Source organism: Acinetobacter legionensis (assembly GCF_048552295.1).
Classification (GTDB): Bacteria; Pseudomonadota; Gammaproteobacteria; order Pseudomonadales; family Moraxellaceae; genus Acinetobacter.
Genome location: NZ_JBIMCW010000001.1, coordinates 152,851 through 179,659, shown reverse-complemented (window position 1 = coordinate 179,659; position 26,809 = coordinate 152,851). Strand labels below are relative to the sequence as shown.

Below are 26,809 nucleotides of genomic sequence, written 5' to 3'. Positions count from 1 at the left end.
CACTTTTTCCATCTCTGAAAAATGAAGCATCATCTGTGCAAAGTAATTAAACTTAAAATGTAAGGCAGGGTAGTCACAGCATTCATATCACCGTCCGATATATTCGACGGTTAATTTTATTATTGAAGATAAACGATATTTTGTTGTATGTGTTTTCCATAAACTCACTATGCTAAAAAGTGCAGAATTTTATCTTTATTATATGCATCAATGGTATATAGCTTTTCAAAAAAGCGCACAGTCAAAAGGCTCTGCGCTTTTTTGATTGATATGAAGAGTTAAATAGCTTGGGTGTTTTCATTTAGCCAGTTTAAAACATCACCTTCTAAGTGAGCTGCTAATCGTTCTCTGACTGTTTGATGGTACTGATTTAACCATGCTTTTTCATCATCATTTAACAACGTTAAAATAATACAGCTTAGGTTAATTGGGCACAGTGTTAGTGTTTCGAATTCTAAAAATTGGCCATAGGTGGTATCTTCAAAATGCTTAATTTTGTTGACGACAAGATTCTCAATTCGAATGCCGTACTTGCCTTGATGATATAAACCAGGTTCATTGGAAGTAATCATCCCTTCGCGCATCTTAGTGGATGGTGTGACTGGGGCATAATATGAAATCACTTGGGGACCTTCATGAACATTCAATGCATAGCCTACACCGTGACCTGTACCATGACGATAATCCAAACCATATTTCCACAGGGTTTGACGTGTGATCGAATCTAAAAGAGGTGATGCAATGCCTTCAGGGAAAACGCTTTGTGCAAGTGCAATATGGCTTTTTAACACCAAAGTGTAATCACGTTTTTGTTCAGCGCTTGCTGTGCCTATGGGAACAACGCGGGTAATGTCTGTGGTTCCTTCATCATATTGTGCGCCTGAATCAATCAGCAGCAAACCATCACCACTAATCTCGCTAAAGCTTTCTTCTGTAGCGCGATAGTGTGGTAATGCACCGTTGGCATTAAAGCCTGCAATTGTCGAGAAGCTTAATCCAATAAAACCAGCTTGTTGTGCGCGAAAGCCTGAAATTTTTTCGTCGATGGTGAGTTCATTGATCGATTCTTTATCAGCCAATGCGTTATCTAGCCAATGAAAGAAATGACATAGGGCAACACCATCTTTGGTCATTGCACTGCGTATATGGGTAATTTCAATAGGCTGTTTTTGCGATTTAAATAAGGTGCTTGGATTAATGTCATGGACTAAATGACTTTGCTGCTCAATGGCCTGTGCAGATGAAATTGAGACTTTAGCTGGATCAATTAAAATATTTTGTTGTTTAAGTTCGGCCAAAAACTCGATGCTTGCGTTATAAGATAAGATTTCAATGTTATCCAAAGCAAATCTTTGCTGCATTTCAGTTGAAAGTTTTGCAACATCAATAAAAAGCACAGTTCGAGAATGGTCAATATATAAGTGCGCTAAGAACACGGGGTTATATTCAACATCACGCCCCCTACAATTCAAAATCCAAGCAATATCATCGAGTGCAGAAATAAAATGCCCCGTTGCTTTTTTCTGAATAAGTTTGTGACGGATCGCTGTTATTTTTTCTAAGCGTGTTTGGGCATTTAAATCATCTGCCATTTGCCAAATGGGTTGTAGGGGCAGTGCTGGCCGTTCAGTCCAAATTTCATCAATTAAATCTAAGTCTGTTTGAATGAAGAAATTGTGTTCTATTGCAAGCGCTGATAATGCGCTGTATTGTTGAGTTGAAATGGTATTTCCATTGACAGAGATTTTTGCATCCTTGGCTAAATGTTGTGAAAGCCAAGCCAAATGTGTTGAAGCAGGATCAGGTGTCTGCTTTTGTAAAACGTAACCTGTATTTTCCAGTTGCTGTTCAGCTTGTACCCAATATCGACCATCTACCCATAAACCTGCGAAGTTTTGAGTGACTACAATTGTGCCGACTGAACCTGTAAAGCCTGTTAGCCATTGACGTATTTTCCAATAATCAGGTAGATATTCTGACATATGTGGATCTGCACTCATGGCGATAAAAGCATCCTGCTGATATTTCTTCATAATTGTACGAAGGTTTTCTAATTTGTTGGCAGGTGACAAACTGTTCATACTTTTTCCAATTGCATATCAATAGATTTTTGAGAGGGGGTCGATGTTTGATTGAGTAATTTACGAATCGGTTTTCTCATTAACCATAGAACGAGTGCGCCAAGAAGTAAAGCGATGACACATCGCACAAATAGCAAGGGTAATTGGTCAACTTCATGGATTGAAACATGACCACCGATTAAACCTGCCATCAAGTTTCCTAAAGCAGATGCTGTAAACCAAAGCCCCATCACTTGCCCACGAATTATGGTTGGAGCAAGTTTAGTCATCGTTGAAAGACCAACAGGGCTTAAGCATAATTCACCTAGTGTTAAAAGCAGGAGGCTTGATGCGATCCATAATGCAGAAACAGTTCCACCATTTTGGGTGATCAAGTAACTGGCAATGCTCATCACGAGGAAACCACCCGCAGCGAGGAGTAAAGCAATAATAAATTTGGTGATATAGCTAGGGTCACGATTTTGTTTGCCTAATTTAACCCAAAGCCATGCGATGATCGGTGCGAAAATAATAATGAAAAGCGGGTTAATCGATTGAAACCAAACTGCGGGTATTTCAAAGCCAAAGAATTGGCGATCTGTAAAGTCTTGGGCGAAAAGATTGAAAGATGTTGGTTTTTGTTCAAATGCTGACCAGAAAAGTGCAGCGGTGATGAGTAAAATAAAACAGATGATGATTTGTTTTTTCTCAGTATTATTCAAACCAGCAAAGAGTAATAGGTAGCTGAAATATAAGGCAATACAAATACAGATTGTGATCGTGAAATATGTGGCGATTTGAATTGGATTGATGTTAACTATGCCAAGAGAAACTAGACCGATAATCAAGCCAACAACGGCAATAAAACCTATGATCATTTGGGGTGCTTTAGGATTGTAATGTACAGGACGAGCCCAGTTATTTTCATTGCCTTGCACATGATTAAATTGTTTTAATTGAGGCACAGTTATTAACTTAAAAATCAGTAATGCGATTAACATTCCAAGGCCACCAATTCCGAACCCCCAGTGCCAACCATGTTCTTTAACCAATAAACCAGTCAATAGTGGAGCAATCAACGAACCTAGATTAATTCCCATATAAAAAATGGAAAATCCTGCATCACGCCGTGAATCTTGAGCCTGATATAAAGTGCCAACAATGACGGAAATACAGGTTTTAAATAAACCAGAACCGATCACAATCAAAACTAAACCAAAATAAAAAAAGAAATGCCCAAATAAAGCTGCCAATGCAATGGATAGATGTCCAAATGCGATGATCAGTGAACCGTACCACACAGCGCGCTCCTGACCGAGATAATTGTCAGCAACCCATCCACCCAATACGGTCATTAAATACATACTGCCTGCAAATAAGCCGACAATTGCTGATGCTGTTGGGCGATCTAAACCGAGACCTCCATCAGCAACTAAAGCCGCCATATAGAGGATTAATAAAGGGCGAATACCATAATAGGAAAAACGTTCCCAAAGCTCGGTAAAAAATAAACCTTTTAATGGTTTAGGGTGACCAAAAAAAGCTTGATCTGGGTCGTGCATTTGCTTGGATAAATGTTGAGGCATCTTCAAGTCCTTTGAAAATGTATGATTAAAAATTTTTAAACAATATATAAAATAAAGTTATTTGTTGGGTATTTTTTAAAGTAGTGATTTGTAAGCTTTATAGTAAAAATATAAATTTCATTTTCTATGCTTATTATTGATATTGTTATGGCTTGATTTTAAATAAATTTTAAAATAAAAAGGTTATACCAATTGGTATAAATATATAATAAAAAACCACCCAAAAGGGTGGTTCTTCAATGTGAATGCGTAACGAATTAACGTTTGATATCGCGTTCAGTTTCGCCAGTATAAAGCTGACGAGGACGACCGATTTTGTACGGACCGCTGTGCATTTCTAACCAGTGGCTGATCCAACCAACTGTACGTGCAAGCGCGAAGATTACCGTAAACATTTCAGTTGGGATACCAATCGCTTTAAGGATGATACCTGAATAGAAGTCTACGTTCGGGTAAAGTTTACGTTCGATGAAGTACGGATCGCTTAATGCAATACGTTCAAGTTCCATTGCAAGCGCAAGTTGAGGATCATTGATACCAAGTGCACTTAACACTTCGTCACAAGTCTCTTTCATTACTTTTGCACGTGGATCGAAGTTTTTATAAACTCGGTGACCGAAGCCCATAAGTTTAACTTCTTTAGTTTTTACTTTTTCCATGAACGGCGCAACATTTTCTACAGTGCCGATTTCATCGAGCATCTTAAGAACAGCTTCGTTTGCACCACCATGCGCAGGTCCCCAAAGTGCAGCAATACCCGCAGCAATACATGCATAAGGGTTAGCACCTGTAGAACCAGCTAAACGTACTGTAGACGTTGATGCATTTTGTTCATGGTCAGCATGAAGCGTAAAGATACGATCCATTGCTTTAGCAAGAATAGGGTTAACTTTGTAGTCACGATCTGCTGGAGTAGCAAACATCATGTACAGGAAGTTTTCAGCGTAGCTTAAATCATTACGTGGGTAAACGAATGGTTGACCAACAGTATATTTATAAGTCCAAGCCGCAAGGGTAGGAATCTTAGCAATTAAGCGAACTGCAGTAATTTCACGGTGATCAACGTTTTCAACATCAAAACCGTTGTGATAGAACGCAGATAACGCACCAACTACACCGCACATAACCGCCATAGGGTGAGCATCACGACGGAAACCATTGAAGAAACGGCTAACTTGATCGTGAACCATCGTGTGGTTGCGGACTTTGTTTTCGAAGTCTGTTTTTTGTTCAGCAGTTGGAAGCTCACCGCTTAATAATAAATAGCAAGTTTCTAAGTAAGAAGCTTGAGTTGCAAGTTGAGCAATTGGATAACCACGGTGTAAAAGAACGCCTTTATCACCATCAATGAAAGTGATTTTAGACTCGCAAGAAGCTGTCGCCATAAAACCAGGATCAAAAGTAAAGTGACCTGAAGCCAACACATCCTTAACGTCGATTACATCTGGGCCCAATGTGCCGCTGTAAATTGGTAATTCAATTTTTTTGCCATCAAGCTCTAGAACGGCTTTCTTGCCAGTTGCTGCAGACATTCAATAGATCTCCTGTCCTGGTGGATATTTTATCTAACTTGCTGAGTCATCTTGTAATGTACAAGTCAGACGGATCAAAAATTGCTATTTAGCTTAGTGAGTACTGAAATTTTGTCAATTATACTTATGGATGAAAAAATGATGTTTTCATCAGTAGTTAGTCTAACTTTAACCAGTAAGATTGATCATTAAATTTCAGAGTCGGTCAGTATAATAAGGTAAATTCTAAAGAAGGTGCAGAAAAATAATTGTGATTGCTAGACAGGAAATGGCATTTTTGACCAATATTTTGTAGCTTTTGTAAGTTGGTAAATGCATTGTTGCTGTTTTAAAACCATCTGAATTTCACGACTTACATAGCTTTTGATATTATTTTTGTGTAAAAAACATCCAAATAAGATGATGAAATATTTATTTTCATTTTAATGCTTAATTGATTAAAAAATAGTTTTTATTGAAGCTTTTAAAGTATAAAAAATAATCGAATTAGCATAAAAATAGATATTTGATTGCCTGATGAATAATCAAATATGACAAAATCTTGAATCTAAATTGTGAATTATTCACAAACTAAGTCTTTATTTCTTATTACAAAGCTTTCAGTCAAATCACAGAATTAAATGATACCCATTTAAAATGGGAATAAAGGACTATTTTAAAATAACATGTTGGGTATCTAAAAAAATTTAACAACGTGAAAGAAAATAAAAGCGCAGATAAAATTAACCACAGGACGATTTTGTCCGTAATGTTGTGCTTTAGTCTAAATTTATAAAAATAATATAAGTCGTAATTATGTATAAAAGTAATATGTTTAATTATCATAAAAAATAAAGAGATAGCCCTTAAAAGCCTAGATGGGTGTTCTACTTTATTTTTTAAATAGCTGTAAATGATTCTTATTTGAGTGTTTTTTAAAGAAAAAGCCAATTTCGATGGTTTGTATTTTGACAGTGCACGTTTTATAATTCAGTGTCGTTTAAAGTTCAGGCAATTTATTTGTCTGACAATGCTAGCTTTCCTTCGAATTAATTCCAACAAACTCCGGATGGAGTTTTTACTTACAGGATGCCCGCTGTGAAAAGCAACAGACCTGTCAATTTGTCCATGGGTCAAGTTTTAGATGTAAACTTAAAATCCCCTGTGGCTATTGCATCAATTCTACACCGTCTATCAGGTGTCATCGTATTTTTACTCGTACCGGTACTTTTGTGGCTTTTAGACAAGTCTTTGTCTTCGCCTGAAGGCTTTGCTCAAGTTCAAGCAATCTTTGGTGGCTTCATTGTACGTTTCATCGTATGGGTATTTGTCGCTGGTTTATTGTTCCATTTTATTATGGGCATTAAACATTTACTTGCTGATCTAGGCTTTGCGGAAGAGTTACAAAGCGGTCGCATAGCAGCAACTATTGCATTAATTTTGGCTGCGATATCAGTTGTCGCATCATTTGTATGGATCGTTCTCTAATGAAAAGTGCTACAGGTTTAACGGGGTCAGGTTCTCGTGATTGGTATATCCAACGCGTAAGTGCTGTAGTTCTAGCTGTTTATACTGTTGTCGTATTAGGTTGGATTCTGTGCAATGTCGGATTTAACTATGAGCAATGGTTTGGCTTTATGATGACACTTCCGATGAAGATTTTATCTTTATTGGCAGTCTTATCTCTTGTTGCGCATGCTTGGATTGGTATGTGGCAAGTATTCACAGACTATGTGACTACTCGTCAGATGGGTCCTTCAGCTTCAGGTTTACGCATCGTGTTAACTTCAGCAGTGATTATTGCTGTTATTGCATATGCGATCTGGGCAATCCAGATTTTTTGGGCGAATTGATAGGAAAATGTCATGGGCGCTTTAACCCCTAAAGAAGATTATTCAAATATTCCAAGCCAGTTCTTCGATGCAGTCATCGTTGGTGGTGGTGGTTCAGGTATGCGTGCTTCATATCAACTTGCTCAAGCAGGCTTGAATGTTGCAGTGCTAACTAAAGTATTCCCAACACGTTCTCATACTGTTGCGGCTCAAGGTGGTATTGGTGCATCGCTTGGTAATATGCAAGACGACAACTGGCACTATCATTTCTATGACACAGTAAAAGGTTCTGACTGGTTAGGTGACCAAGATGCAATCGAATTTATGTGTCGTGAGGCGCCTAAAGTTGTTTATGAACTTGAACACTTAGGTATGCCATTTGACCGTAATGCAGATGGTACAATTTACCAACGTCCATTTGGTGGTCACTCTGCGAACTATGGTGAAAAACCAGTTCCACGTGCCTGTGCCGCTGCCGATCGTACAGGTCATGCTCTTCTTCATACGCTTTATCAAAGTAATGTGAAAATGGGTACTCAATTCTTCGTTGAATGGATTGCATTAGACTTAATCCGTAACGAAGCTGGTGATGTACTTGGTGTAACAGCAATTGACCAAGAAACAGGCAAAATTGCTGTATTCCAAGCCAAAGCAACATTGTTTGCTACTGGTGGTGCTGGTCGTGTTTACCGTGCATCTACCAATGCTTATATCAATACTGGTGATGGTCTTGGTATGGCAGCTCGTGCGGGTATTCCATTACAAGATATGGAATTCTGGCAATTCCACCCAACCGGTGTTGCTGGTGCAGGTGTATTGTTAACGGAAGGTTGTCGTGGTGAAGGTGCAATCCTTCGTAACAAAGATGGCGAACCGTTCATGGAGCGTTATGCACCAACTTTGAAAGATTTAGCTCCTCGTGACTTTGTATCACGTTCTATGGACCAAGAGATCAAAGAAGGTCGTGGTTGTGGTCCTAAAGGTGATTATATCCTTCTTGATATGACTCACTTGGGCGCAGATACCATCATGAAGCGTTTACCATCTGTATTTGAGATTGGTAAGAAATTCGCAAACGTGGATATCACCAAAGAACCAATTCCAGTTGTACCAACAATCCATTATCAAATGGGGGGTATTCCTACCAATATTCACGGTCAAGTGGTTATCCCTGAAACAGCGAAAAATGCAGCAGATTTCTATGCAGGTTTTGATAAAGCTGCAAATGAATACACAACCAACGGTACAATGAATTACACAGTGCCTGTAAAAGGCTTCTATGCGATTGGTGAGTGTTCTTGCGTGTCTGTACATGGTGCAAACCGTTTAGGTACAAACTCATTACTTGACTTGGTTGTATTTGGTAAAGCTGCTGGTGAACACATCATTGATTACGTGACTAAACATCACGGTGATGAATACCAGCCACTTCCAAATGATGTACTTATGAACACGTTGAAACGTATCAATCATTTAGATGATTCTACTTCTGGTGAAAATGCACAAGAAGTTGCGGATGCGATTCGTGATATCGTTCAAGACCATGCGGGTGTATTCCGTACTCAAGCATTGCTTGATGAGGGTGTTAAGCAGATTCTTGCGATTGAACCACGTGTACGTAACATTCATTTAAAAGACAAATCTAAAGTATTTAATACTGCACGTATTGAAGCCTTGGAAGTTGAAAACTTATACGAAGTAGCAAAAGCAACATTGATTTCTGCTGCTGCACGTAAAGAATGTCGTGGTGCACATACTGTTGTAGATTATGAATTGCCTGCTGATGATGAGCACTATTCATATGGTCGTCGTGATGATGAATGGATGAAACATACTTTATGGTATTCAGCGGATAACCATCTTGAATACAAGCCAGTACGTTACAGCCCATTGTCTGTAGACCCAATTGAACCTAAACCACGTACATTCTAATCGGGAGAAATAAGATGAGTAGAGGTACACGTACATTCGAAATCTACCGCTATGATCCTGATAAGGATAAAGCACCGTATATGCAGACTTTTAAACTAGAGTTGACGGACAAGCATCGTATGTTGCTTGACGCACTTTTAGCGTTAAAAGTTCAAGACGAATCATTAACATTCCGTCGTTCTTGCCGTGAAGGTATTTGCGGTTCAGATGGTGTGAATATCAATGGTAAGAATGGTCTTGCGTGTTTATGGAACTTGAACGATTTACCTGAAAAAATCGTCATTCGTCCATTGCCTGGTCTGCCAGTAGTTAAAGATTTAGTTGTGGATATGAATCAGTTCTACGATCAGTATGACAAAATTCATCCATTCTTAATCAATAATCAACCTGCACCACCAAAAGAGCGTTTACAATCTCCAGAAGAGCGTGAGCACTTAAATGGTTTATATGAGTGTATTCTTTGTGCATGTTGTTCAACGTCATGCCCATCATTCTGGTGGAACCCGGATAAATTCTTGGGTCCTTCAGCATTGTTGAATGCATATCGTTTTATTATTGATTCTCGTGATACTGCGACACAAGATCGTTTATCACGTCTTGATGACCCATTCTCATTATTCCGTTGTAAAGGAATTATGAACTGTGTGTCTGTATGTCCGAAAGGCTTGAATCCAACAAAAGCAATCGGTCATATCCGTAGCATGTTGCTCGATCAAGCGGGTTAATACGATGTGAAAAAAGGGCGTACATCTTGGGATGTACGCTCTTTTTTTATTGGATTTTTAATGAGATGGTTGTTTTTTGTTCGAGCGAGTGAAGGATAAGTTTTAAGCATTGAAAAAGTAGCAACAGACCCGATATAAATGGATGGATAATAATAGATTATTTCTTGTATGTATTTCGCTAATTTATAGGTGGTATGTGTCAAAAAAATCAATTGAAGTGACAGATCATGTTACGATTTAACAAACCACTATATGTGAAAAACACACCATATTTTTGGTACATTTTTTCTACATAAGTGTGATCCAGATCAGTTTATAAATAATTTTATAAGCAAAGTTTAGAACCGCTTTAGAAAAAGCAAAAAAGTCTTTGTTTTTTCTAAGTCGATTTGCAAAAAATTGCTCAGCTTCGGTTGAGTATATAAGTGAGTGATGATGCCATTGAGGGCGTTATGATTCATTGTATGCATTAGTAAAAGCTAATGTTTATAACGCCCCTTGGTCATGAGTATCTGATGGGTGAATGTCAATTTACCGATTTGGCATTATCAATCATGGGAGTGCTTAAAAAGCACCCTCTAATGTTTTTGCAATAGGAAATGGGTCCACAAATGCAAGAAGTTGCTGACGCATTGCGTCTTGATACTGAACTTTCCGCTGATAGTGCAGCGTATATTGAAGAGCTTTACGAACAGTACCTTTCTTCTCCAACCTCAGTAGGTGAGGATTGGCGTCAATATTTCGATAAATTCCCTAAAGGTGACCAACCGCACGGAAACATTCGTGAGCAATTCTTATTATTAGGTCGTAATTCAAGTCGTGTTCAGCCTGTTGTGCAAAGTGAAGTAAGTACTGAGCATGAACGTCGTCAAATCGGTGTTTTGCAACTGATTGCAGCATACCGTAACCGTGGTCATCAAAAAGCGAAGCTTGATCCACTAGGTTTGGCTAAACGTGAAGATGTGCCAGATTTAGATCTTGCTGCACATGGTTTAACCAAGTCTGACCTAGATACAGTTTTCAATGCTGGAAATTTGGCGATTGGTAAAACTGAAGCAACTTTAGGTGAAATGGTTAGCGCAATGGAGGCAACATACTGTGCTTCTATTGGTGCTGAATATATGCACATTGTTGACACCAAAGAAAAACGCTGGATTCAACAACGTCTTGAAGGTGCACGCGGTCAGTTCGGTTTCTCGGCAGATCAAAAGAAACATGTACTTGAACGTTTAACTGCTGCTGAAGGCTTAGAAAAATTCCTCGGTAATAAGTATGTTGGTGCGAAGCGTTTTGGTGTAGAGGGTGGTGAATCTTTTATTCCAATGGTAAACGAACTTATTCAACGTGCAGGTTCTGTAGGTTGTAAAGAAGTCGTAATTGGGATGCCACACCGTGGTCGTTTAAACTTACTTGTGAACATTATGGGTAAAAACCCAGCTGATTTGTTTGGTGAGTTCGAAGGTAAAACTTTAGCTAAAAAAGGTTCTGGTGATGTTAAGTATCACCAAGGTTTCTCATCAAATGTGATGACACCTGGTGGCGAAGTTCACTTGGCTTTGGCATTTAACCCATCGCATTTAGAAATTGTTGGTCCTGTGGTTGAAGGTTCAGTTCGTGCACGCCAAGTACGTCGTAAAGACATTGGTGGTGATGACGTATTACCTGTAATCGTACATGGTGATGCTGCATTTGCTGGTCAAGGTGTCAACCAAGAAACCTTCCAAATGTCACAAACGCGTGGTTATACCGTAGGTGGTACGGTTCATATCGTAGTCAACAACCAAGTTGGTTTTACTACATCTGATCCACGTGATGCACGTTCTACTGAATACTGTACTGACATTGCAAAAATGATTCAGGCGCCAATTTTCCATGTAAATGGTGATGACCCTGAATCTGTATTGTTTGTTGCGCAATTGGCACATGATTTCCGTCATACATTCCGTAAAGATGTTGTGATTGACATGTTCTGTTATCGTCGTCGTGGTCATAACGAAGCAGATGAGCCAGCAGCAACACAACCAATGATGTATCAAGTGATCAATAAAAAAGCGACTACACGTACGCTTTATGCAGATCAATTGGTACAAGAAAAAGTATTAGATCGTTCAGATGCAGATGCTTTAGTTGAAAAATATCGTGAAGATCTTGAAGCAGGTAACCATGTTGCCAATGCTTTAGTGCTTGAACCAAATGACAAAATGTTTGTGGACTGGAAACCGTATCTAGGCCATGAATATACAGATGTTTGGGATACGACTTTCCCAATCGAACGCTTAAAAGAAATTGGTACGAAAATGCGCGAATTACCGGAAGGTTTCGTGATGCAGCGTCAAGTTTCTAAAGTGATCGATGAACGTTTGAAAATGCAAACTGGTGAAATGCCATTAAACTGGGGTGCAGCAGAAACTTTAGCTTATGCTTCTATCCTTGATGATGGTTTCTTGGTGCGTTTGACTGGTGAAGATGTTGGTCGTGGTACATTCTCACACCGTCATGCTAAGCTACATAACCAAGTTGATGGTTCGGTTTATATTCCACTGTGTCATATCAAAGAAAACCAGCCACGTACTGCAATTTATGACTCATTATTGTCAGAAATGGCTGTGCTTGCATTTGAATATGGTTATGCAACAACATTGCCAAAAAGTTTGGTCATCTGGGAAGCTCAGTTCGGTGACTTTGCAAACTGTGCGCAAGTGGTTATTGATCAGTTCATCTCATCTGGTGAAACCAAATGGGAGCGTGTGTGTGGTTTAACATTGCTTCTTCCACATGGTTATGAAGGTCAAGGTCCTGAGCATTCATCTGCACGTCTTGAGCGTTTCTTACAGTTATGTGCTGAAGAAAACATGCAAGTGATTACACCTACGACACCTGCACAGATTTTCCATGCAATGCGTCGTCAGGCAATTCGCCCAATTCGTAAGCCAATGATCGTGACTTCACCGAAGTCGTTACTTCGTCATAAACTTGCAACTTCAACTTTGGAAGAGCTTGCAACTGGTACATTCCAGACTGTGATTGATGAAGTGGATCAAATCAACAAACAAGATGTAACACGTGTTGTACTTTGTGGTGGTAAAGTTTATTACGACTTACTTGAAAAACGTCGTGAAGAAAACTTGAACATTGCAGTGGTACGTGTTGAACAATTGTACCCATACCCAGAAAAACGTCTTGCTGAAGTGCTTGCGACATATCCGAACATAAAAGAACTTGTTTGGTGTCAAGAAGAACCGAAGAACCAAGGCGCATGGTTATTCATTGCTCCTCGTTTATACGAAGGTGTAATGAAGTCTGCTCTACAAGTTCAAATTAGCTATGCAGGACGTGAAGCTTCAGCTGCACCTGCATGTGGCTCACCATATTTGCATGCAAAACAACAAGCTCAGCTCGTGAATGACGCACTTGCGATCGTAGCTGAACAATCAGGAGAATCTAAATAATGGCAACCGAAATTAAAGCACCGGTGTTCCCAGAGTCAGTTGCTGACGGAACAATTGCAACTTGGCACAAACAACCAGGTGAAGCGGTATCACGTGATGAAGTCATCTGTGATATTGAAACGGATAAAGTTGTTTTAGAAGTTGTTGCTCCTGCTGATGGTACTATCTCTGCAATCATCAAAAATGAAGGTGACACAGTTCTTTCTTCTGAAGTTATTGCGACATTTGAAGAAGGTGCTGTTTCTGGCGCTACTCAAACTCAAGCAGTTCAATCAGAAGAGAAAGTAGAACAAGCTGCGGCACAAACTCAAGCGGGTAATGCACCTGTTGTTGAACGTGCTCAAGTACAAGATCAAGCACCTGCAGTGCGTAAAGCTTTAACTGAAACAGGTATTGCAGCTGCGGATGTAGATGGTACTGGTCGTGGTGGTCGTATCACCAAAGAAGATGTTGCAAATCATCAAACTAAACCAGCTGCTGCTGTGACACCATTAAGCGTTGCAGTTGGTGAGCGTATTGAGAAACGTGTTCCAATGACACGTTTACGTAAGCGTGTTGCTGAACGTCTTCTTGCTGCTACACAGCAAACTGCGATGTTGACTACGTTTAACGAAGTTAACATGAAACCTGTGATGGAAATGCGTAAGCAATATAAAGATGCTTTCGAAAAACGTCATGGTGCACGTTTAGGCTTTATGTCATTCTTCGTTAAAGCTGTAACTGAAGCACTTAAACGCTATCCTGCGGTAAATGCTTCAATCGACGGTGATGATATTGTTTATCATGGATACTATGATATCGGTGTTGCGGTTTCTTCTGATCGTGGTTTAGTGGTTCCAGTATTACGTAATACTGACCGTATGAACTATGCTGAAGTTGAATCAGGTATTGGTGCGTATGCTGCAAAAGCACGTGAAGGTAAATTAGCAATTGAAGATATGACTGGTGGTACTTTCACAATTACCAACGGTGGTACTTTCGGTTCATTACTTTCAACACCTATTTTGAACCAACCACAAACTGCTATTTTAGGTATGCACAAAATCCAAGAGCGTCCTATGGCTGTAAATGGTCAAGTTGAAATTCTTCCAATGATGTACTTAGCGCTTTCTTATGACCATCGTATGATTGATGGTAAAGAAGCTGTAGGCTTCTTGGTAACTGTTAAAGAGTTACTTGAAGAACCAGCTAAACTAATCCTTGACCTTTAATTCTTTAGAATAACAACACGAGTTTAGAGTGATCCTTTAAACTCGTTTTTGGAGATAAGCATGTCTCAGTTTGATTTAGTTGTAATCGGCGGTGGGCCAGGTGGTTATGAAGCGGCAATTCGTGCTGCTCAACTTGGTTTCAAAGTTGCGTGTATCGAAAAACGTGTACACAAAGGTAAGCCATCTTTAGGTGGTACTTGCTTAAACGTAGGTTGTATTCCTTCTAAAGCACTTTTAGATTCTTCTCATCACTATGAAGATACTCTTCATGGCTTAGATGTTCACGGTATTACAGTTGAAAATGTCCAACTTGATCTTCAAAAGCTTCTTGCTCGTAAAGACAAAGTTGTAGATAACTTAACTGGTGGTGTTGCTCAATTGCTGAAAGGCAATGGTATCGAGTGGTTACAAGGTACGGGTAAACTACTTGCTGGTAAAAAAGTTGAATTCACACCATTAGAAGGTGGTGATGTTCAAGTTTTAGAACCTAAATTCGTAATTCTTGCAACTGGTTCTGTACCTGTAAATATTCCTGTAGCAAAAGTTGATGAAGACCTTATCGTTGATTCAACAGGTGCTTTAGAATTCCAAGAAGTGCCTAAACGTTTAGGTGTAATTGGTGCAGGCGTAATTGGGCTGGAACTTGGTTCAGTATGGCGTCGTCTTGGATCTGAAGTTGTTGTGTTCGAAGCATTAGATGCATTCTTACCAATGGCGGATAAAGCGTTGGCAAAAGATTATCAAAAACTTTTAACAAAACAAGGTTTAGATATTCGTATTGGTGCTAAAGTTTCAGGCACTGAAGTGAATGGTCGTGAAGTGACTGTTCAATATAATCAAGCAGGCGAAGATAAAACTCAAACTTTCGATAAATTAATCGTTTGTGTTGGTCGTAAAGCGTATGCAGAAGGTTTATTGGCTGAAGATTCAGGCATTAAATTAACTGAACGTGGTTTGGTTGAAGTGAACGATTGGTGTGCAACGTCTGTTGACGGTGTATATGCAATTGGTGACTTGGTGCGTGGCCCAATGCTTGCGCATAAAGCAATGGAAGAAGGTGTAATGGCGGTTGAGCGTATGCATGGTCATGCTGCTCAAGTGAATTACGACACCATTATTTCAGTGATTTATACACACCCTGAAGCTGCATGGGTAGGTTTGACTGAAGAGCAAGCTAAAGAGAAAGGTCACGACGTTAAAACCGGTCAATTCCCATTTGCTGTCAATGGTCGTGCTTTAGCTGCCAATGAATCTGCTGGATTTGTGAAGTTTGTTGCAGATGCAAAAACAGATCGTTTATTGGGTATGCATATCATTGGTCCTGGTGCTTCTGACATTGTTCACCAAGGTATGATTGCACTTGAATTTGTATCTTCTGTTGAAGATTTACAATTGATGACTTTCGGTCACCCAACTTATTCTGAAGTCGTTCATGAAGCAGCGCTTGCTGTTGATGGGCGTGCGATTCACGCGATTCAGCGTAAACGTAAATAACACAAAAAAGAGCGGTTTCGACCGCTCTTTTTACTTTTGATGGTTGTTTTTAATTGAATAATCATCTAAAAATAAAAGAACAAACTTTAATAAATGCCGATAGTTATTGTGATGGAAGTCTAATTATTGGTGTGTCATAACAATGTGAAAAGTAGTAAAAGGTAAAACATGAATCTACATGAGTATCAAGCGAAAACGCTGTTAAAAAAATATGGTATGCCAGTTCAAGAAGGCATTTTAATCACTACGCCTGAAGAAGCATCTGCTGCCTTTGAGCAAATTAGTGGCAAATTCGCTGTGATGAAGGCCCAAGTCCATGCAGGTGGTCGTGGTAAAGCGGGTGGCGTAAAAGTTGTTAAGTCAAAAGAAGAAGCAGCTGAATATGCAAAAAGCCTGTTAGGTACTCGTTTAGTCACATATCAAACTGATGCCAATGGCCAGCCTGTAAATAGTATCCTTGTTTGTGAAGATGTTTATCCTGTAGAACGTGAATTGTATTTAGGTGCAGTGGTCGATCGTTCTAGTCGTCGTGTGACATTCATGGCGTCTACAGAGGGTGGCGTAGAAATTGAAAAAGTTGCTGAAGAAACGCCTGAAAAAATTATTAAAGTCGAAGTAGATCCATTAGTTGGTTTATTGCCATTCCAAGCGCGTGATGTTGGTTTCCAGTTGGGTTTAAAAGATAAGCAAATCAGCCAATTTGTAACTATCATGACAGGCGCGTACAAAGCATTTGTTGAAAATGACTTTGCACTATTTGAAATTAATCCACTTTCCGTTCGTGAAAATGGTGAAATCTTATGTGTAGATGCCAAAGTCGGTATCGACTCAAATGCACTTTATCGTTTGCCTGAAATTGCTGCGATGCGTGATAAATCTCAAGAAAATGAACGTGAGTTAAAAGCATCTGAATTTGACCTCAACTATGTTGCTCTAGAAGGCAATATTGGTTGTATGGTAAATGGTGCAGGTCTTGCAATGGCAACAATGGATATCATCAAACTGTATGGTGGTCAGCCAGCAAACTTCCTTGATGTTGGTGGCGGTGCAACCAAAGATCGCGTCATTGAAGCATTTAAAATTATTCTTTCAGATTCATCTGTACAAGGTGTGTTGATCAATATTTTTGGTGGTATTGTACGTTGTGACATGATTGCTGAAGCGATTATTGCAGCGGTTCAAGAAGTAAATGTAACCGTACCTGTTGTTGTTCGTTTGGAAGGCAACAATGCGGAGTTAGGTGCTAAATTACTTGATGAATCAGGTCTAAAATTAATTTCTGCGAACGGCTTAGCTGATGCCGCAGAAAAAGTTGTTGCTGCTGTGAAAGCGTAAGGAGTATCAATCATGAGCGTATTAGTTAATAAAGACACAAAAGTATTGGTACAAGGCTTTACAGGTAAGAATGGTACATTCCATTCTGAGCAATCAATTGCATACGGTACAAAAGTAGTTGGTGGCGTAACACCAGGTAAAGGTGGTCAAACTCATATTGGTCTACCTGTTTTCAATACAATGCGTGAAGCAGTAAAAGAAACGGGTGCAAATGCAACTTCAATTTATGTACCTGCTCCATTTGTACTAGATTCAATTGTTGAAGCAGTAGATTCTGGTATTGAGTTAATCGTGGTGATCACTGAAGGTGTGCCAACCTTAGACATGTTAAAAGCCAAACGTTACCTTGAAACTTATGGTAATAATGCACGTTTAATCGGTCCAAACTGTCCAGGTATTATCACACCGGGCGAATGTAAAATTGGGATTATGCCAGGGCATATTCATCAACCAGGTAAAATCGGGATCATTTCTCGTTCTGGCACATTGACTTATGAGGCGGTTGCTCAAACGACTAAGCTTGGTTTAGGTCAGTCTACTTGTATTGGTATCGGTGGTGACCCAATTCCAGGTATGAATCAAATTGACTGCTTAAAACTTTTCCAAGAAGACCCTCAAACAGAAGCAATCATCATGATTGGTGAAATTGGTGGCAGTGCGGAAGAAGAAGCTGCTGAATATATTCAATCTAATGTGACTAAACCTGTTGTTGGTTATATTGCGGGTGTAACAGCGCCTAAAGGTAAGCGTATGGGTCACGCTGGAGCGATTATCTCTGGCGGTAAAGGTACTGCTGAAGAGAAGTTTGCTGCATTTGAAAAAGCGGGTATGGCATATACGCGTAGCCCAGCTGAACTTGGTTCAACTATGTTTGATGTCTTAAAAAAGAAAGGCTTGGTTTAATTTAATTTTTAATTTTTTAAGCTAAAAAATGGGAGCCAATTGGCTCCCATTTTTATTGGTTGTAGAGTATTAGTTGTAGATTCTTGATTGTTAGTATTTAACTTTGTAATCAAAATAAAAAAAGGGAATTTATATGAGATGGGTGATCTGTGATTAGCCTTTGACTAAACCACCATCCACAATCAAATTTTGTCCTGTTACAGCACGTGACCACGGTGATAAAAACATCAGCACGGCATCTGCAAACTGCTCAGGTGTGGTGACTTCTTGTAAGGGCGTAGAGGCTGCGATTAAATCAAACACTTGATCAGGTGTTGCACTACTGGCATCAGTCTTACGTAATAGACCACCTGAAAGCATATTTACATTAATACCATACTGACCTAAATCATGTGAAGTGGTTCGAGTAAAAGCCAAAAGTGCTGCTTTAGCCGCAGTATAATCATGATAAGGAACCACAGGATTTTGCACGAGATTGGTTCCAATATTGATGATTCGACCAAAATGATCTTTTTTCATATCTTCTAGCGCAGCTTGGGTGGTGTTTAAAGCGGCTTTTACTGCACTGTCCAATTGCTGTTGCATACTGTGCCAGCTCAGTGTTTCAACTTTTGGACGTAGATCACCATCAAATTTAAATGCCAATAGTGCATTATTAATCACTGAAGTGATTGCATGTCCATAATGCAGTTTTGCCTTTTTAAACATCGTGTTGACTTGATCTGCATCGGTTACATCTGCTTTGTAAATAAAAACCTGTTCGGCATATTCCTTAGCAAGTTGTTGTGCGGATTCTTCACTATTGAAATAATTCACCACAACTCTTGCACCTTCACGAATCAAAGCATGGGTAATTGCAAGTCCTAAACCACGTGCGCCACCAGTCACTAGAATAATTTGATCTCGTATTTCCATGTTCAAATCAACTCATTTGATATCAATTTAATTTTAGCACTTTTATCGATCAGACACTTCGATTGAGAGATGAGTTACAAAGTTTATCAATTGCACATACTCAAGATGAAAAATATAAAAAACATCTAGAGAAATTTAAGCATCTTAGTGGATTGATTACATATGAATATTCAAATAATTAAACTTTTTAAATCCTATTGATAAAATGATGGCTCAGAATGATAGTTAATTGGTTTAACATATTGATCATATTATTTATAATTAAAACGAAACGCATTTGATATTAGGTGTGCTTTAGCCATTCTGATCTATATGTAGGCTACAATTAGACTGATCATTTAAGTGACTTATAAACAAACAGAGGAGACAACCATCTTGTTTTATGATTGGTATAACTCCGATAAAAATCATGAATTGATTAGGCAAAACATGCGATCTATTTACCCGCTCAATTTAATGGTCATTTTTATATTTTTCATAAATTCAAATGTTTATGCTTTTGATGATCTGGAACTTACGGTAGAAGAGGCACAAAATCAAGTTGTGGAATATCAAGATGAATTATTAGGACAACCAGATCAATTGCAAGATGAGCAATTATTTAAAATTGAAAATCAAGAAAATAGCCTAAGTGATACTGAAATGAGCATTGAGCGAAATGATATTTTTTTTGAACAAGACCAATTGCAAAAAAAGCTAGCAGAACAGCATGAGCATGAATTGGCAGATTATTCAATTTTAACCAATAAATTTTATGAAAATGAGCGTATTCGGGTGTTCAATTATACTGCTTACAATGTACAACAATTAAAGACATCATTGCTCAATCCTTCAAATGATAATCCTGCATCAAGTGAGCTTTATCTTTCTTTTGGTTATGGCATTGAATTTAAGATCAATGCTTTAAACAAAGTGGGTTATGAATACATCTCTAGTTTTCCTTATGATCGTGGGCAATTATTGCGTCTGTTTTGGATTAGAACGCTGACTTATTAACAATAAATATTTTATCGATCATTTTTATTACCATGAAGAAATCATGTTGGAAATACTACAACTTGAAACATAAGCTTGTTTAGCACTACACATTAAAAGACTAACTTAAACAAAATGAGATGAAGAGGTGAGTCATCATGTTAAACAAAGTTATTGTGTTGGGTGTAGTTGCTATTTCATTAACCGGCTGTATTGTTGCACCATTTGATGATGGTCATCGAGGTGGTCATGGTCGTTATGATCAGCGACATGATTCGGATCATCGCAGGGATCAGCATCGTGATGGTGATCGACATCGTTATGACCGAGATCGCAATGATCGTGACTGGAATTGGAAAGGACGTTAATTCTTTATCTTAAATATAAAAATGGGCAATGTATGCCCATTTTTTTCTATCTTGTTGTTTGAAAATATATGAATGAAGTAATTAGGGTCTGTTGACAATTCGTCTACGTTTGCGACTACAAGTGGTTTTTGGATGATACAAGGCAAGAACTATTAAACTTAATCATTCTAAATGATGAGAAACATCGTTTCGAAAGGTAACGACGTAGCGGTAAAAACTACTCTAGTCCCCACTGCGCCTTGCGCTGTAAACAAAGCAGTGCTTTGTTCTTGCTCAGGGTTGTGGCTAAAATTATCTCAGCCTACGTTATGAAACTCGAAAATAGTCTCGCTATTCTCTTCGTTTCCTGCTTTACGACGTATACGTCTCATGCTCAATTTTAACCTACAACGCAAGTCATTTATGAAATGTCTACAGACCCTATATTATTTTTTTAAATAAACCTGCTTGTACTACACCAGCTTTGGTTTGTTTCTGTAATTGCCATGTTGAGGGTAAATTCAGTTGATTTAAGCCACGATCTGCTTCTACATAAATCAATGCTTGATCAGATAAGTATTGATCCGCTTTTTGAGCCAATTCATCCCATAAATTTAAACTATAGGGTGGATCTAAAAACATTAAATCAAACTGTTCATTTAAATTGGATAAGGCTTGTTGTGCTGTTTGTGTTTTTAGCTGACAGTTATCAGCTTTGAGCAACTGAATATTGTCTTTTAAAAATTTAGCTTGCGTGGCATTGGGTTCAATCATGATCACGTGCCTTGCACCACGTGAAAGTGCTTCAAATCCTAAAGCACCTGAACCAGCACAAAGATCTAAGACTTTGGCATTTTGAATATCCCACATGAGCCAGTTAAACAATGTTTCACGTACTCGATCAGGTGTGGGACGTAAACCATCGATATCAGCAAAAGGAAGAACTCGACGTTTCCATTCTCCACCAATAATACGTAATTGGTTTTTCACTTTATTATTCACTGATATCAGCCTCAGGTACAGGTGGAGGAGTGGGTTGCGTCGAAGTCGTACTATGACCTTGAGTTGGTATACGGTTTTGGGTAGCCGTATTGGTCTGCGTATTTGGCTTCGGTTTAGGCAAGGCATTTGGATCTGCTGCAAGGGAAACATCACCACTTGGCAGTTCACCCGGTTTGATGCCGGCTGTCATTAAGCCCCCACTGACTTGATGATTAAGCGGTACAATTGGATTCTTTTTGCGAGTTAGCAACCAGTAATCAAATACAGGACGAGCAATTTTGGCAGCAGAACCACCATGCTTACCATTTTCCCAAATCACGGCAATGGCAATTTCAGGATTTTCAGCAGGTGCAAAACCAACAAATAAACCGTGGTCTAATTGTCTTGATGTCAGTGCAGCTTCGTTATAGCGTTTGCCTTGCGCAATACTCTTCACCTGTGCTGTACCTGTTTTACCTGCGATTTGGTACATCGGTGTACGGATACCTCGGCCTGTACCTGTTTGAATAACATCAACCATTGCATCGCGCATTTTGACCCAGTCGTCATCCGTACCACTAAAGTTGATTTTTCCTGTCGGGGCATTGAGTACTTCATGCTTTTTCGCCCCTTTAGATTCACGTAATACGTGTGGGGTGACATGCGCACCATGGTTGGCCGTAATTGCCGTTGCCATAGCTAACTGTAATGGAGTGGCAGTAAATGCACCTTGACCAATACTGACAGATATGGTTTCACCTTTGAGCCATTTACTCTTACGAGTACGCATCTTCCATTCAGGACTTGGATATAAACCTGTACTTTCGCTTGGTAAATCTACACCCGTTTTTTCACCGAAACCAAATTGACGCATCCATTCATTCATTCGATCTATACCCATCTGGTAAGACAAGATATAGAAGTAAGTATCACAAGAAACCACTATAGATTTATGTAAATTGACAGCGCCATGCCCAGTTTTTTTCCAGTCACGGAATTTATGTGAATCACCAGGTAAATGGAAATAACCAGGATCGGAAATTGTAGTTCCCCAATCCACAGTTTTAAAATGGATGCCACCTAAGCCTTCCATTGGTTTGATGGTAGAACCGGGAGGGTAAGTCCCTTGAACAGCGCGGTTATAGAGTGGTTGGTCTAAGTTGTCACGTAAAGCAGTATAGTCCGCATGCCCAATACCTGTCACAAATAAGTTCGGGTTGAAACTTGGGCTGGAAACAAGCGCTAATATTTCACCAGTGCGTGGGTCAATTGCGACGATTGCACCACGACGATCTTTAAGTTGTTCTGCTGCAATAGTTTGCAAACCATAATCCAATGAAAGATATAAATCATTGCCTCTGGTTGACTCTTTACGACCTAAATGGCGTAACACATTACCATGTGCATCAGCTTCAATCGATTCATAACCAGGAACGCCATGAAGTAATTCCTCATAAGATTTTTCTACACCAATTTTCCCGATTAGGTTTGTGCCAGCGTAACTATCTTTATCAATTGCTTTAAGTTCTTTATCGTTAATACGACCAACATAACCCACCACATGAGCAAACAATTCACCATGTGGATAATAGCGAGTCATTTGAGTTTCAATATCAACACCTGGAAATTGAAACTTTATTTCACTAAAGCGAGCAATATCTTGTTCTGTTAGATTTAGCTTTAAGGTAACACGTTCTGTTTTTTTAGAGGTTTTAATGCGGCTATTAAAACGGTCGATATCTTCTTGATTGAGATTTAAAATTGGAATCAAGCGCTTAACAGTGTCATCTATATCTTCGACATCGGCTTTGCTCAATGTTGCGGTAAAAACAGGGTAGTTATCTGCAAGTAAAATCCCATTACGATCATAAATATAGCCACGTGCTGGTGCTATAGGTTGTAGTCGAATTCGGTTTTTATCTGACGCTTCACTAAACTCTTGATGATGAAAAATTTGCAGATAAGCATAGCGTGCAACTAGAAGGCACATAAAAAATGAAACAATACCAATCGCAAAAAAGACACGACCACGGAAGATGCGTTTTTCTTGTTGGACATTTTTTAGAGGAAACTGCTGCTTCATACGTCGTCGGCTTTAGTACTTAAAGATGGGTGAATTTAGGGGTCAAACATTTTACCCTAGATTGCGTCTTAAAAATTAAAAAACACAAATAAGTCATCAAAATATATTTTAACTAAAAACTGTAATTGATTTTGTTTCTTAGATGAGACCGTTTACATTTCATTTGAAAAATACGCATCATTGTAAAGCTAGGCAAAATGTCAATAGCCCCTATATGGATTTGACCTTAGCGACATTAAATTTATAGTGTTTTGTATATGAGTGCTAAAATAATTCTGTTAAAGTCGAGCCTTAAGGATAAATATATTCGACCTAAGTTAAGATTAGGGATAATGGAGAAAATAATGAAAAAAATCTTTCCCTTATTAATATTGGTTGCTGTCGGAAGTTTCGCGCACGCTGATGTTAAAGATTATTTGCCAGATATGAAGGGAATTTTACCAGAGGCAAAGTTTAAGCCTGAAGATGCTTCTAAATGGAATATCGGTGCGGGTGTAACACAACAGATGGTTCATGCAAATGGTGAATGGGTAAATCCTTATGGAATTGCCTATACTAAATTAGGTGTTTTTTATAATGGTGACCATGAGTTTGCAGGCCAAGTCGGTTATAGAATTCCTGTAGTATTAAATGGTAAAGATAAAAATGGCTTCTATGTAGGGGTCTATGGCGGAACACTTAAAAGCAAAAAAGTGGACGGAAGTGATGAAGTCCAATATGGTGGTGGTGCCGATTTATCTTATGTTTTATTGAATAAAGAGCGTATAAGTACATTTAGTGTGGGGATGGGTGCAGGTAGTGAACTTCATAATAAAAATGGAGATATGATCCTAGAGACTCGTCCACAAATACAATTTGCTTATACCTTAAGTGTCGGGTTCTAAAGTTTTATGATTTTATCTATATCCTTCGACCGCAAATAGAAATAAATACGAGAGTCATGCATGTTGGAATACGTTAATGGTTTGTGGCACGCTTTTACAGCTCGACCTGATCATCTTGCCATTTTAAGTATCATCCCAGTGACGGCCTTTGTAACGTGGGCGCACGTTTGGATGGCACTGAAAATGGTATTTTATCCAATCACGTTTTGGGGATTTCATATTGGTCCCTTACCTGTAGGATGGCAAGGGATTGTGCCACGTAAAGCTGGGCGAATTTCAGGCATTATTACAGACAATACATTATCCAAACTAGGTTCTTTGCGTGAGTTTTTAGATGCAATGGACCCTGAAGATATGGCTCGGATTATCGGTGAACAAGTCGGTTTCGAACTTGAGCATTTGATTGATGAGGTGATGTTAGATCGTAATGCTGTTTTGTGGGAAAACCTACCTTATTCGATTAAACGGCGAATTTATGGTCAAGCGCATAAACAATTGCCGGGTGTTTTAAGAGAACTCGTGACCGAGCTGACTATGAATGTCGAGTCACTGGTCAACATGCGAGATATGGTCGTAACTCAAATGGAAGGCGATCGCCGTTTGATGGTCCGTATGTTTTTAAAAGTTGGACAAAAAGAAATTAACTTTATTTGGCATATTAGTGCGGTCATTGGCAGTTTCTTTGGTATTTTTCAAATGTTTGTCTATGTATTTGTTCCTCAACATTGGACTGTACCTTTCTTTGCTGCAGTCTGGGGCTTTTTAACCAACTGGATTGCAATCTGGATGGTTTTCAATCCTGTAGAGCCACATTATGTACGCTATCCACAATTTTTTGAACGGACAAAAGATCGAAAATTTCCATGGATTAAACCTGTTATTCCAAGAATTGGCACTTATAATGTTCAAGGTGCGTTTATGAAACGCCAAGAAGAAGTGTCAGATGTTTTTGCAAGTGTCGTCACTGAAGATTTGATTACATTAAAGTCAATCATGACTGAAATGATGTACGGTCCTAAGAAAGAAAAAACCCGTCGTATTGTAAAGCGTCATATTAACGAAATTATGGAAACTCCATTGGTTCGTACCTCTTTACAATTGTCTTTAGGACTAAAAGAGTATGCAAAACTCAAGACAGACTTGATTGATCGGTCAATTGAAATTACGATGGTGCCTGTTTGCGACCCTGCGTTTAATGCGAGCCGTGCACAGAAAATTTTTCAGATGTTTAAAGAGCGGATCAGAGAGTTAACCCCAAAAGAGTTTCAAAACTTGTTACGTCCTGCATTTCAGGAAGACGAATGGATTTTGATAGTACTCGGTGGTGTGACTGGATTTTTTGCTGGTCTAATACATTTATTTGTGGCTTTCTTATAAATTTGATGCCATTACGATGATAAGTTTTAATTTGTCATGGCAAACGGTATCATACATATTGTTTTAAATGAGGATGTTTTTTTATGCGCATTATATTACTCGGACCACCTGGAGCAGGTAAAGGTACACAAGCTCAGTTGATCTGTAAGCGCTACAATGTCCCACAAATTTCAACCGGTGATATGCTCCGTGCTGCAATTCGTGAAGGTACTGAATTAGGTCTTAAAGCTAAAAGTGTAATGGAATCAGGTGGTTTAGTATCTGATGAGCTTATTATCGGTTTAGTGAAAGAACGTATTGCACAACCTGATTGTGTAAATGGTTGTATTTTCGATGGTTTCCCACGTACGATTCCTCAAGCTGAGGCTTTAGAGAACGAAGGGATTAGCATTGACCATGTGATCGAAATTGAAGTGCCAGACGAAGAAATCGTAAAACGTCTTTCTGGTCGTCGTCAGCACCCAGCATCTGGTCGCGTTTATCACACGATTTATAACCCACCGAAAGTGGAAGGTAAAGATGATGAAACTGGCGAAGATCTTGTGCAACGTCCAGATGACGAAGAAGCAACGATTCGTAAGCGTTTAGGCTCTTATCATAATGAAACTGAACAGCTTGTTGGTTTCTATCAAGGGCGTGCAGCTTCTGGGGAAAATGCACCGACTTATAATAAATTGAACGGTTTACGTCCAATAGAAGATGTCCAAAAAGATTTATTTGCGATTTTAGATAAATAAGACCGCATTCAAAGCATTTTTTTAAGCTTTGACAATAACAGAGACCTGATTCATATTAGGTCTCTTTTTTTTGCAAGAGTGGCGTAGAGAGTGAAGTTTGTATTAATTGCCTTGGTCATTTTGAGTATATTGCTTCTTTTGGGCTTATTGTATATGAGCTTTAAATTACTACGCAAAGCACAAAAAGAAGAGCTTCAGCAACGCCGTGAAATGAGAAAATCAGGTAATTACCAAGTGCATCCACAGGTGGCTGAAGAGTGGAAACGGCTTGAAAAGTTAAAGAAAGATTTGGAAAATAAAAAGTAAAATAATTAGGGAGATGAATGCTGAGGATAAATTCATCCTTATCTATCATCGCGCTTCATTCTTCCAAATTAATGAATTTAACTGATGAATTTTTATGATTGAGATGTGTAAGCAATTAATTCTAAGTATTTTGTTTATCCATCTACATGTTAAATTCACAGCATTC

21 protein-coding genes are annotated in these 26,809 nt (G+C 38.9%); 15 read left to right on the top strand and 6 right to left on the bottom strand.

Translation table 11 applies throughout. From position 1 onward, the window contains the following. Window positions 1-278: 278 nt before the first annotated feature. The 3 genes from ACG916_RS00795 to gltA all read right to left on the bottom strand — a co-directional run bounded on the left by ACG916_RS00795 (window position 279) and on the right by gltA (window position 5,178). Window positions 279-2,081, bottom strand: coding sequence for an aminopeptidase P family protein (locus tag ACG916_RS00795; RefSeq protein ID WP_419327154.1), 1,803 nt, complete (start codon window positions 2,079-2,081; stop codon window positions 279-281). After that, the gene (locus ACG916_RS00790) at window positions 2,078-3,646 is read right to left on the bottom strand and encodes a peptide MFS transporter (RefSeq protein ID WP_336951793.1); all 1,569 of its coding nucleotides are present in this window, start codon (window positions 3,644-3,646) and stop codon (window positions 2,078-2,080) included. The genes ACG916_RS00795 and ACG916_RS00790 overlap by 4 nt, the downstream gene beginning before the upstream one ends. 257 nt (window positions 3,647-3,903) lie before the next feature. Continuing rightward, on the bottom strand, window positions 3,904-5,178 hold the full coding sequence (gene gltA / locus ACG916_RS00785; RefSeq protein ID WP_309285271.1) for a citrate synthase: 1,275 nt from the start codon (window positions 5,176-5,178) through the stop codon (window positions 3,904-3,906). Between the two features lie 1,068 nt (window positions 5,179-6,246). On the opposite strand from gltA, the gene sdhC reads away from it, so the two are divergent. The 9 genes from sdhC (at window position 6,247) to sucD (ending at window position 18,038) form a co-directional block, all read left to right on the top strand. Next, window positions 6,247-6,645, top strand: a complete 399-nt coding sequence (gene sdhC, locus ACG916_RS00780) for a succinate dehydrogenase, cytochrome b556 subunit (protein WP_336951791.1) — start codon at window positions 6,247-6,249, stop codon at window positions 6,643-6,645. Beyond that, on the top strand, window positions 6,645-7,010 hold the full coding sequence (sdhD, locus tag ACG916_RS00775) for a succinate dehydrogenase, hydrophobic membrane anchor protein (RefSeq protein ID WP_336951790.1): 366 nt from the start codon (window positions 6,645-6,647) through the stop codon (window positions 7,008-7,010). The genes sdhC and sdhD overlap by 1 nt, the downstream gene beginning before the upstream one ends. Window positions 7,011-7,022: 12 nt before the next feature. Continuing rightward, a complete protein-coding gene (locus ACG916_RS00770; protein WP_336951788.1) occupies window positions 7,023-8,921 on the top strand; it encodes an FAD-binding protein in 1,899 nt (632 codons plus the stop codon). 14 nt (window positions 8,922-8,935) lie between these two features. Beyond that, the gene (locus ACG916_RS00765; RefSeq protein ID WP_004717284.1) at window positions 8,936-9,646 is read left to right on the top strand and encodes a succinate dehydrogenase iron-sulfur subunit; all 711 of its coding nucleotides are present in this window, start codon (window positions 8,936-8,938) and stop codon (window positions 9,644-9,646) included. 611 nt (window positions 9,647-10,257) lie between these two features. Beyond that, window positions 10,258-13,095, top strand: coding sequence for a 2-oxoglutarate dehydrogenase E1 component (locus ACG916_RS00760; protein WP_004717282.1), 2,838 nt, complete (start codon window positions 10,258-10,260; stop codon window positions 13,093-13,095). Continuing rightward, the gene (odhB, locus tag ACG916_RS00755; protein ID WP_105713590.1) at window positions 13,095-14,306 is read left to right on the top strand and encodes a 2-oxoglutarate dehydrogenase complex dihydrolipoyllysine-residue succinyltransferase; all 1,212 of its coding nucleotides are present in this window, start codon (window positions 13,095-13,097) and stop codon (window positions 14,304-14,306) included. Before ACG916_RS00760 ends, odhB begins: the two co-directional genes overlap by 1 nt. Window positions 14,307-14,366: 60 nt before the next feature. Beyond that, window positions 14,367-15,800 carry a dihydrolipoyl dehydrogenase gene (gene lpdA / locus ACG916_RS00750; RefSeq protein ID WP_004717278.1) on the top strand — a complete coding sequence of 478 codons (1,434 nt, stop codon included), beginning with the start codon at window positions 14,367-14,369 and terminating at the stop codon, window positions 15,798-15,800. Between the two features lie 168 nt (window positions 15,801-15,968). After that, entirely contained in the window at window positions 15,969-17,135 is a 1,167-nt protein-coding gene (gene sucC, locus ACG916_RS00745; protein WP_004717276.1) for an ADP-forming succinate--CoA ligase subunit beta, read from the top strand. A gap of 12 nt (window positions 17,136-17,147) precedes the next feature. Further along, on the top strand, window positions 17,148-18,038 hold the full coding sequence (gene sucD / locus ACG916_RS00740) for a succinate--CoA ligase subunit alpha (protein WP_004717274.1): 891 nt from the start codon (window positions 17,148-17,150) through the stop codon (window positions 18,036-18,038). 153 nt (window positions 18,039-18,191) lie between these two features. Here the strand turns inward: sucD and ACG916_RS00735 are convergent, their stop codons facing one another. Next, window positions 18,192-18,953 carry a 3-oxoacyl-ACP reductase gene (locus ACG916_RS00735; protein ID WP_419327155.1) on the bottom strand — a complete coding sequence of 254 codons (762 nt, stop codon included), beginning with the start codon at window positions 18,951-18,953 and terminating at the stop codon, window positions 18,192-18,194. 429 nt (window positions 18,954-19,382) lie between these two features. Between ACG916_RS00735 and ACG916_RS00730 the strand changes: the two genes are divergently transcribed. Next, window positions 19,383-19,949 carry a hypothetical protein gene (locus ACG916_RS00730; RefSeq protein ID WP_419327156.1) on the top strand — a complete coding sequence of 189 codons (567 nt, stop codon included), beginning with the start codon at window positions 19,383-19,385 and terminating at the stop codon, window positions 19,947-19,949. Between the two features lie 137 nt (window positions 19,950-20,086). Continuing rightward, window positions 20,087-20,296, top strand: coding sequence for a hypothetical protein (locus ACG916_RS00725; protein WP_336951784.1), 210 nt, complete (start codon window positions 20,087-20,089; stop codon window positions 20,294-20,296). Window positions 20,297-20,716: 420 nt separating this feature from the next. On the opposite strand, the gene rsmD is transcribed toward ACG916_RS00725, so the two are convergent. Together rsmD and mrdA are read right to left on the bottom strand one after the other, a co-directional pair. Next, entirely contained in the window at window positions 20,717-21,265 is a 549-nt protein-coding gene (rsmD, locus tag ACG916_RS00720) for a 16S rRNA (guanine(966)-N(2))-methyltransferase RsmD (protein ID WP_171500312.1), read from the bottom strand. Window positions 21,266-21,269: 4 nt separating this feature from the next. Next, the gene (gene mrdA / locus ACG916_RS00715; RefSeq protein ID WP_336951783.1) at window positions 21,270-23,339 is read right to left on the bottom strand and encodes a penicillin-binding protein 2; all 2,070 of its coding nucleotides are present in this window, start codon (window positions 23,337-23,339) and stop codon (window positions 21,270-21,272) included. A gap of 344 nt (window positions 23,340-23,683) precedes the next feature. Here mrdA and ACG916_RS00710 point away from each other — a divergent pair, with 344 nt between their 5' ends. The 4 genes from ACG916_RS00710 (at window position 23,684) to ACG916_RS00695 (ending at window position 26,643) form a co-directional block, all read left to right on the top strand. Further along, window positions 23,684-24,223 carry a hypothetical protein gene (locus ACG916_RS00710; protein ID WP_336951782.1) on the top strand — a complete coding sequence of 180 codons (540 nt, stop codon included), beginning with the start codon at window positions 23,684-23,686 and terminating at the stop codon, window positions 24,221-24,223. Window positions 24,224-24,283: 60 nt separating this feature from the next. After that, the gene (locus ACG916_RS00705; protein ID WP_004717262.1) at window positions 24,284-25,600 is read left to right on the top strand and encodes a DUF445 domain-containing protein; all 1,317 of its coding nucleotides are present in this window, start codon (window positions 24,284-24,286) and stop codon (window positions 25,598-25,600) included. Window positions 25,601-25,683: 83 nt separating this feature from the next. Further along, on the top strand, window positions 25,684-26,337 hold the full coding sequence (gene adk, locus ACG916_RS00700) for an adenylate kinase (protein WP_004717260.1): 654 nt from the start codon (window positions 25,684-25,686) through the stop codon (window positions 26,335-26,337). Between the two features lie 90 nt (window positions 26,338-26,427). After that, complete coding sequence (locus ACG916_RS00695) at window positions 26,428-26,643, top strand: hypothetical protein (RefSeq protein ID WP_004823188.1); 216 nt, start codon at window positions 26,428-26,430, stop codon at window positions 26,641-26,643. Window positions 26,644-26,809 lie beyond the last annotated feature (166 nt).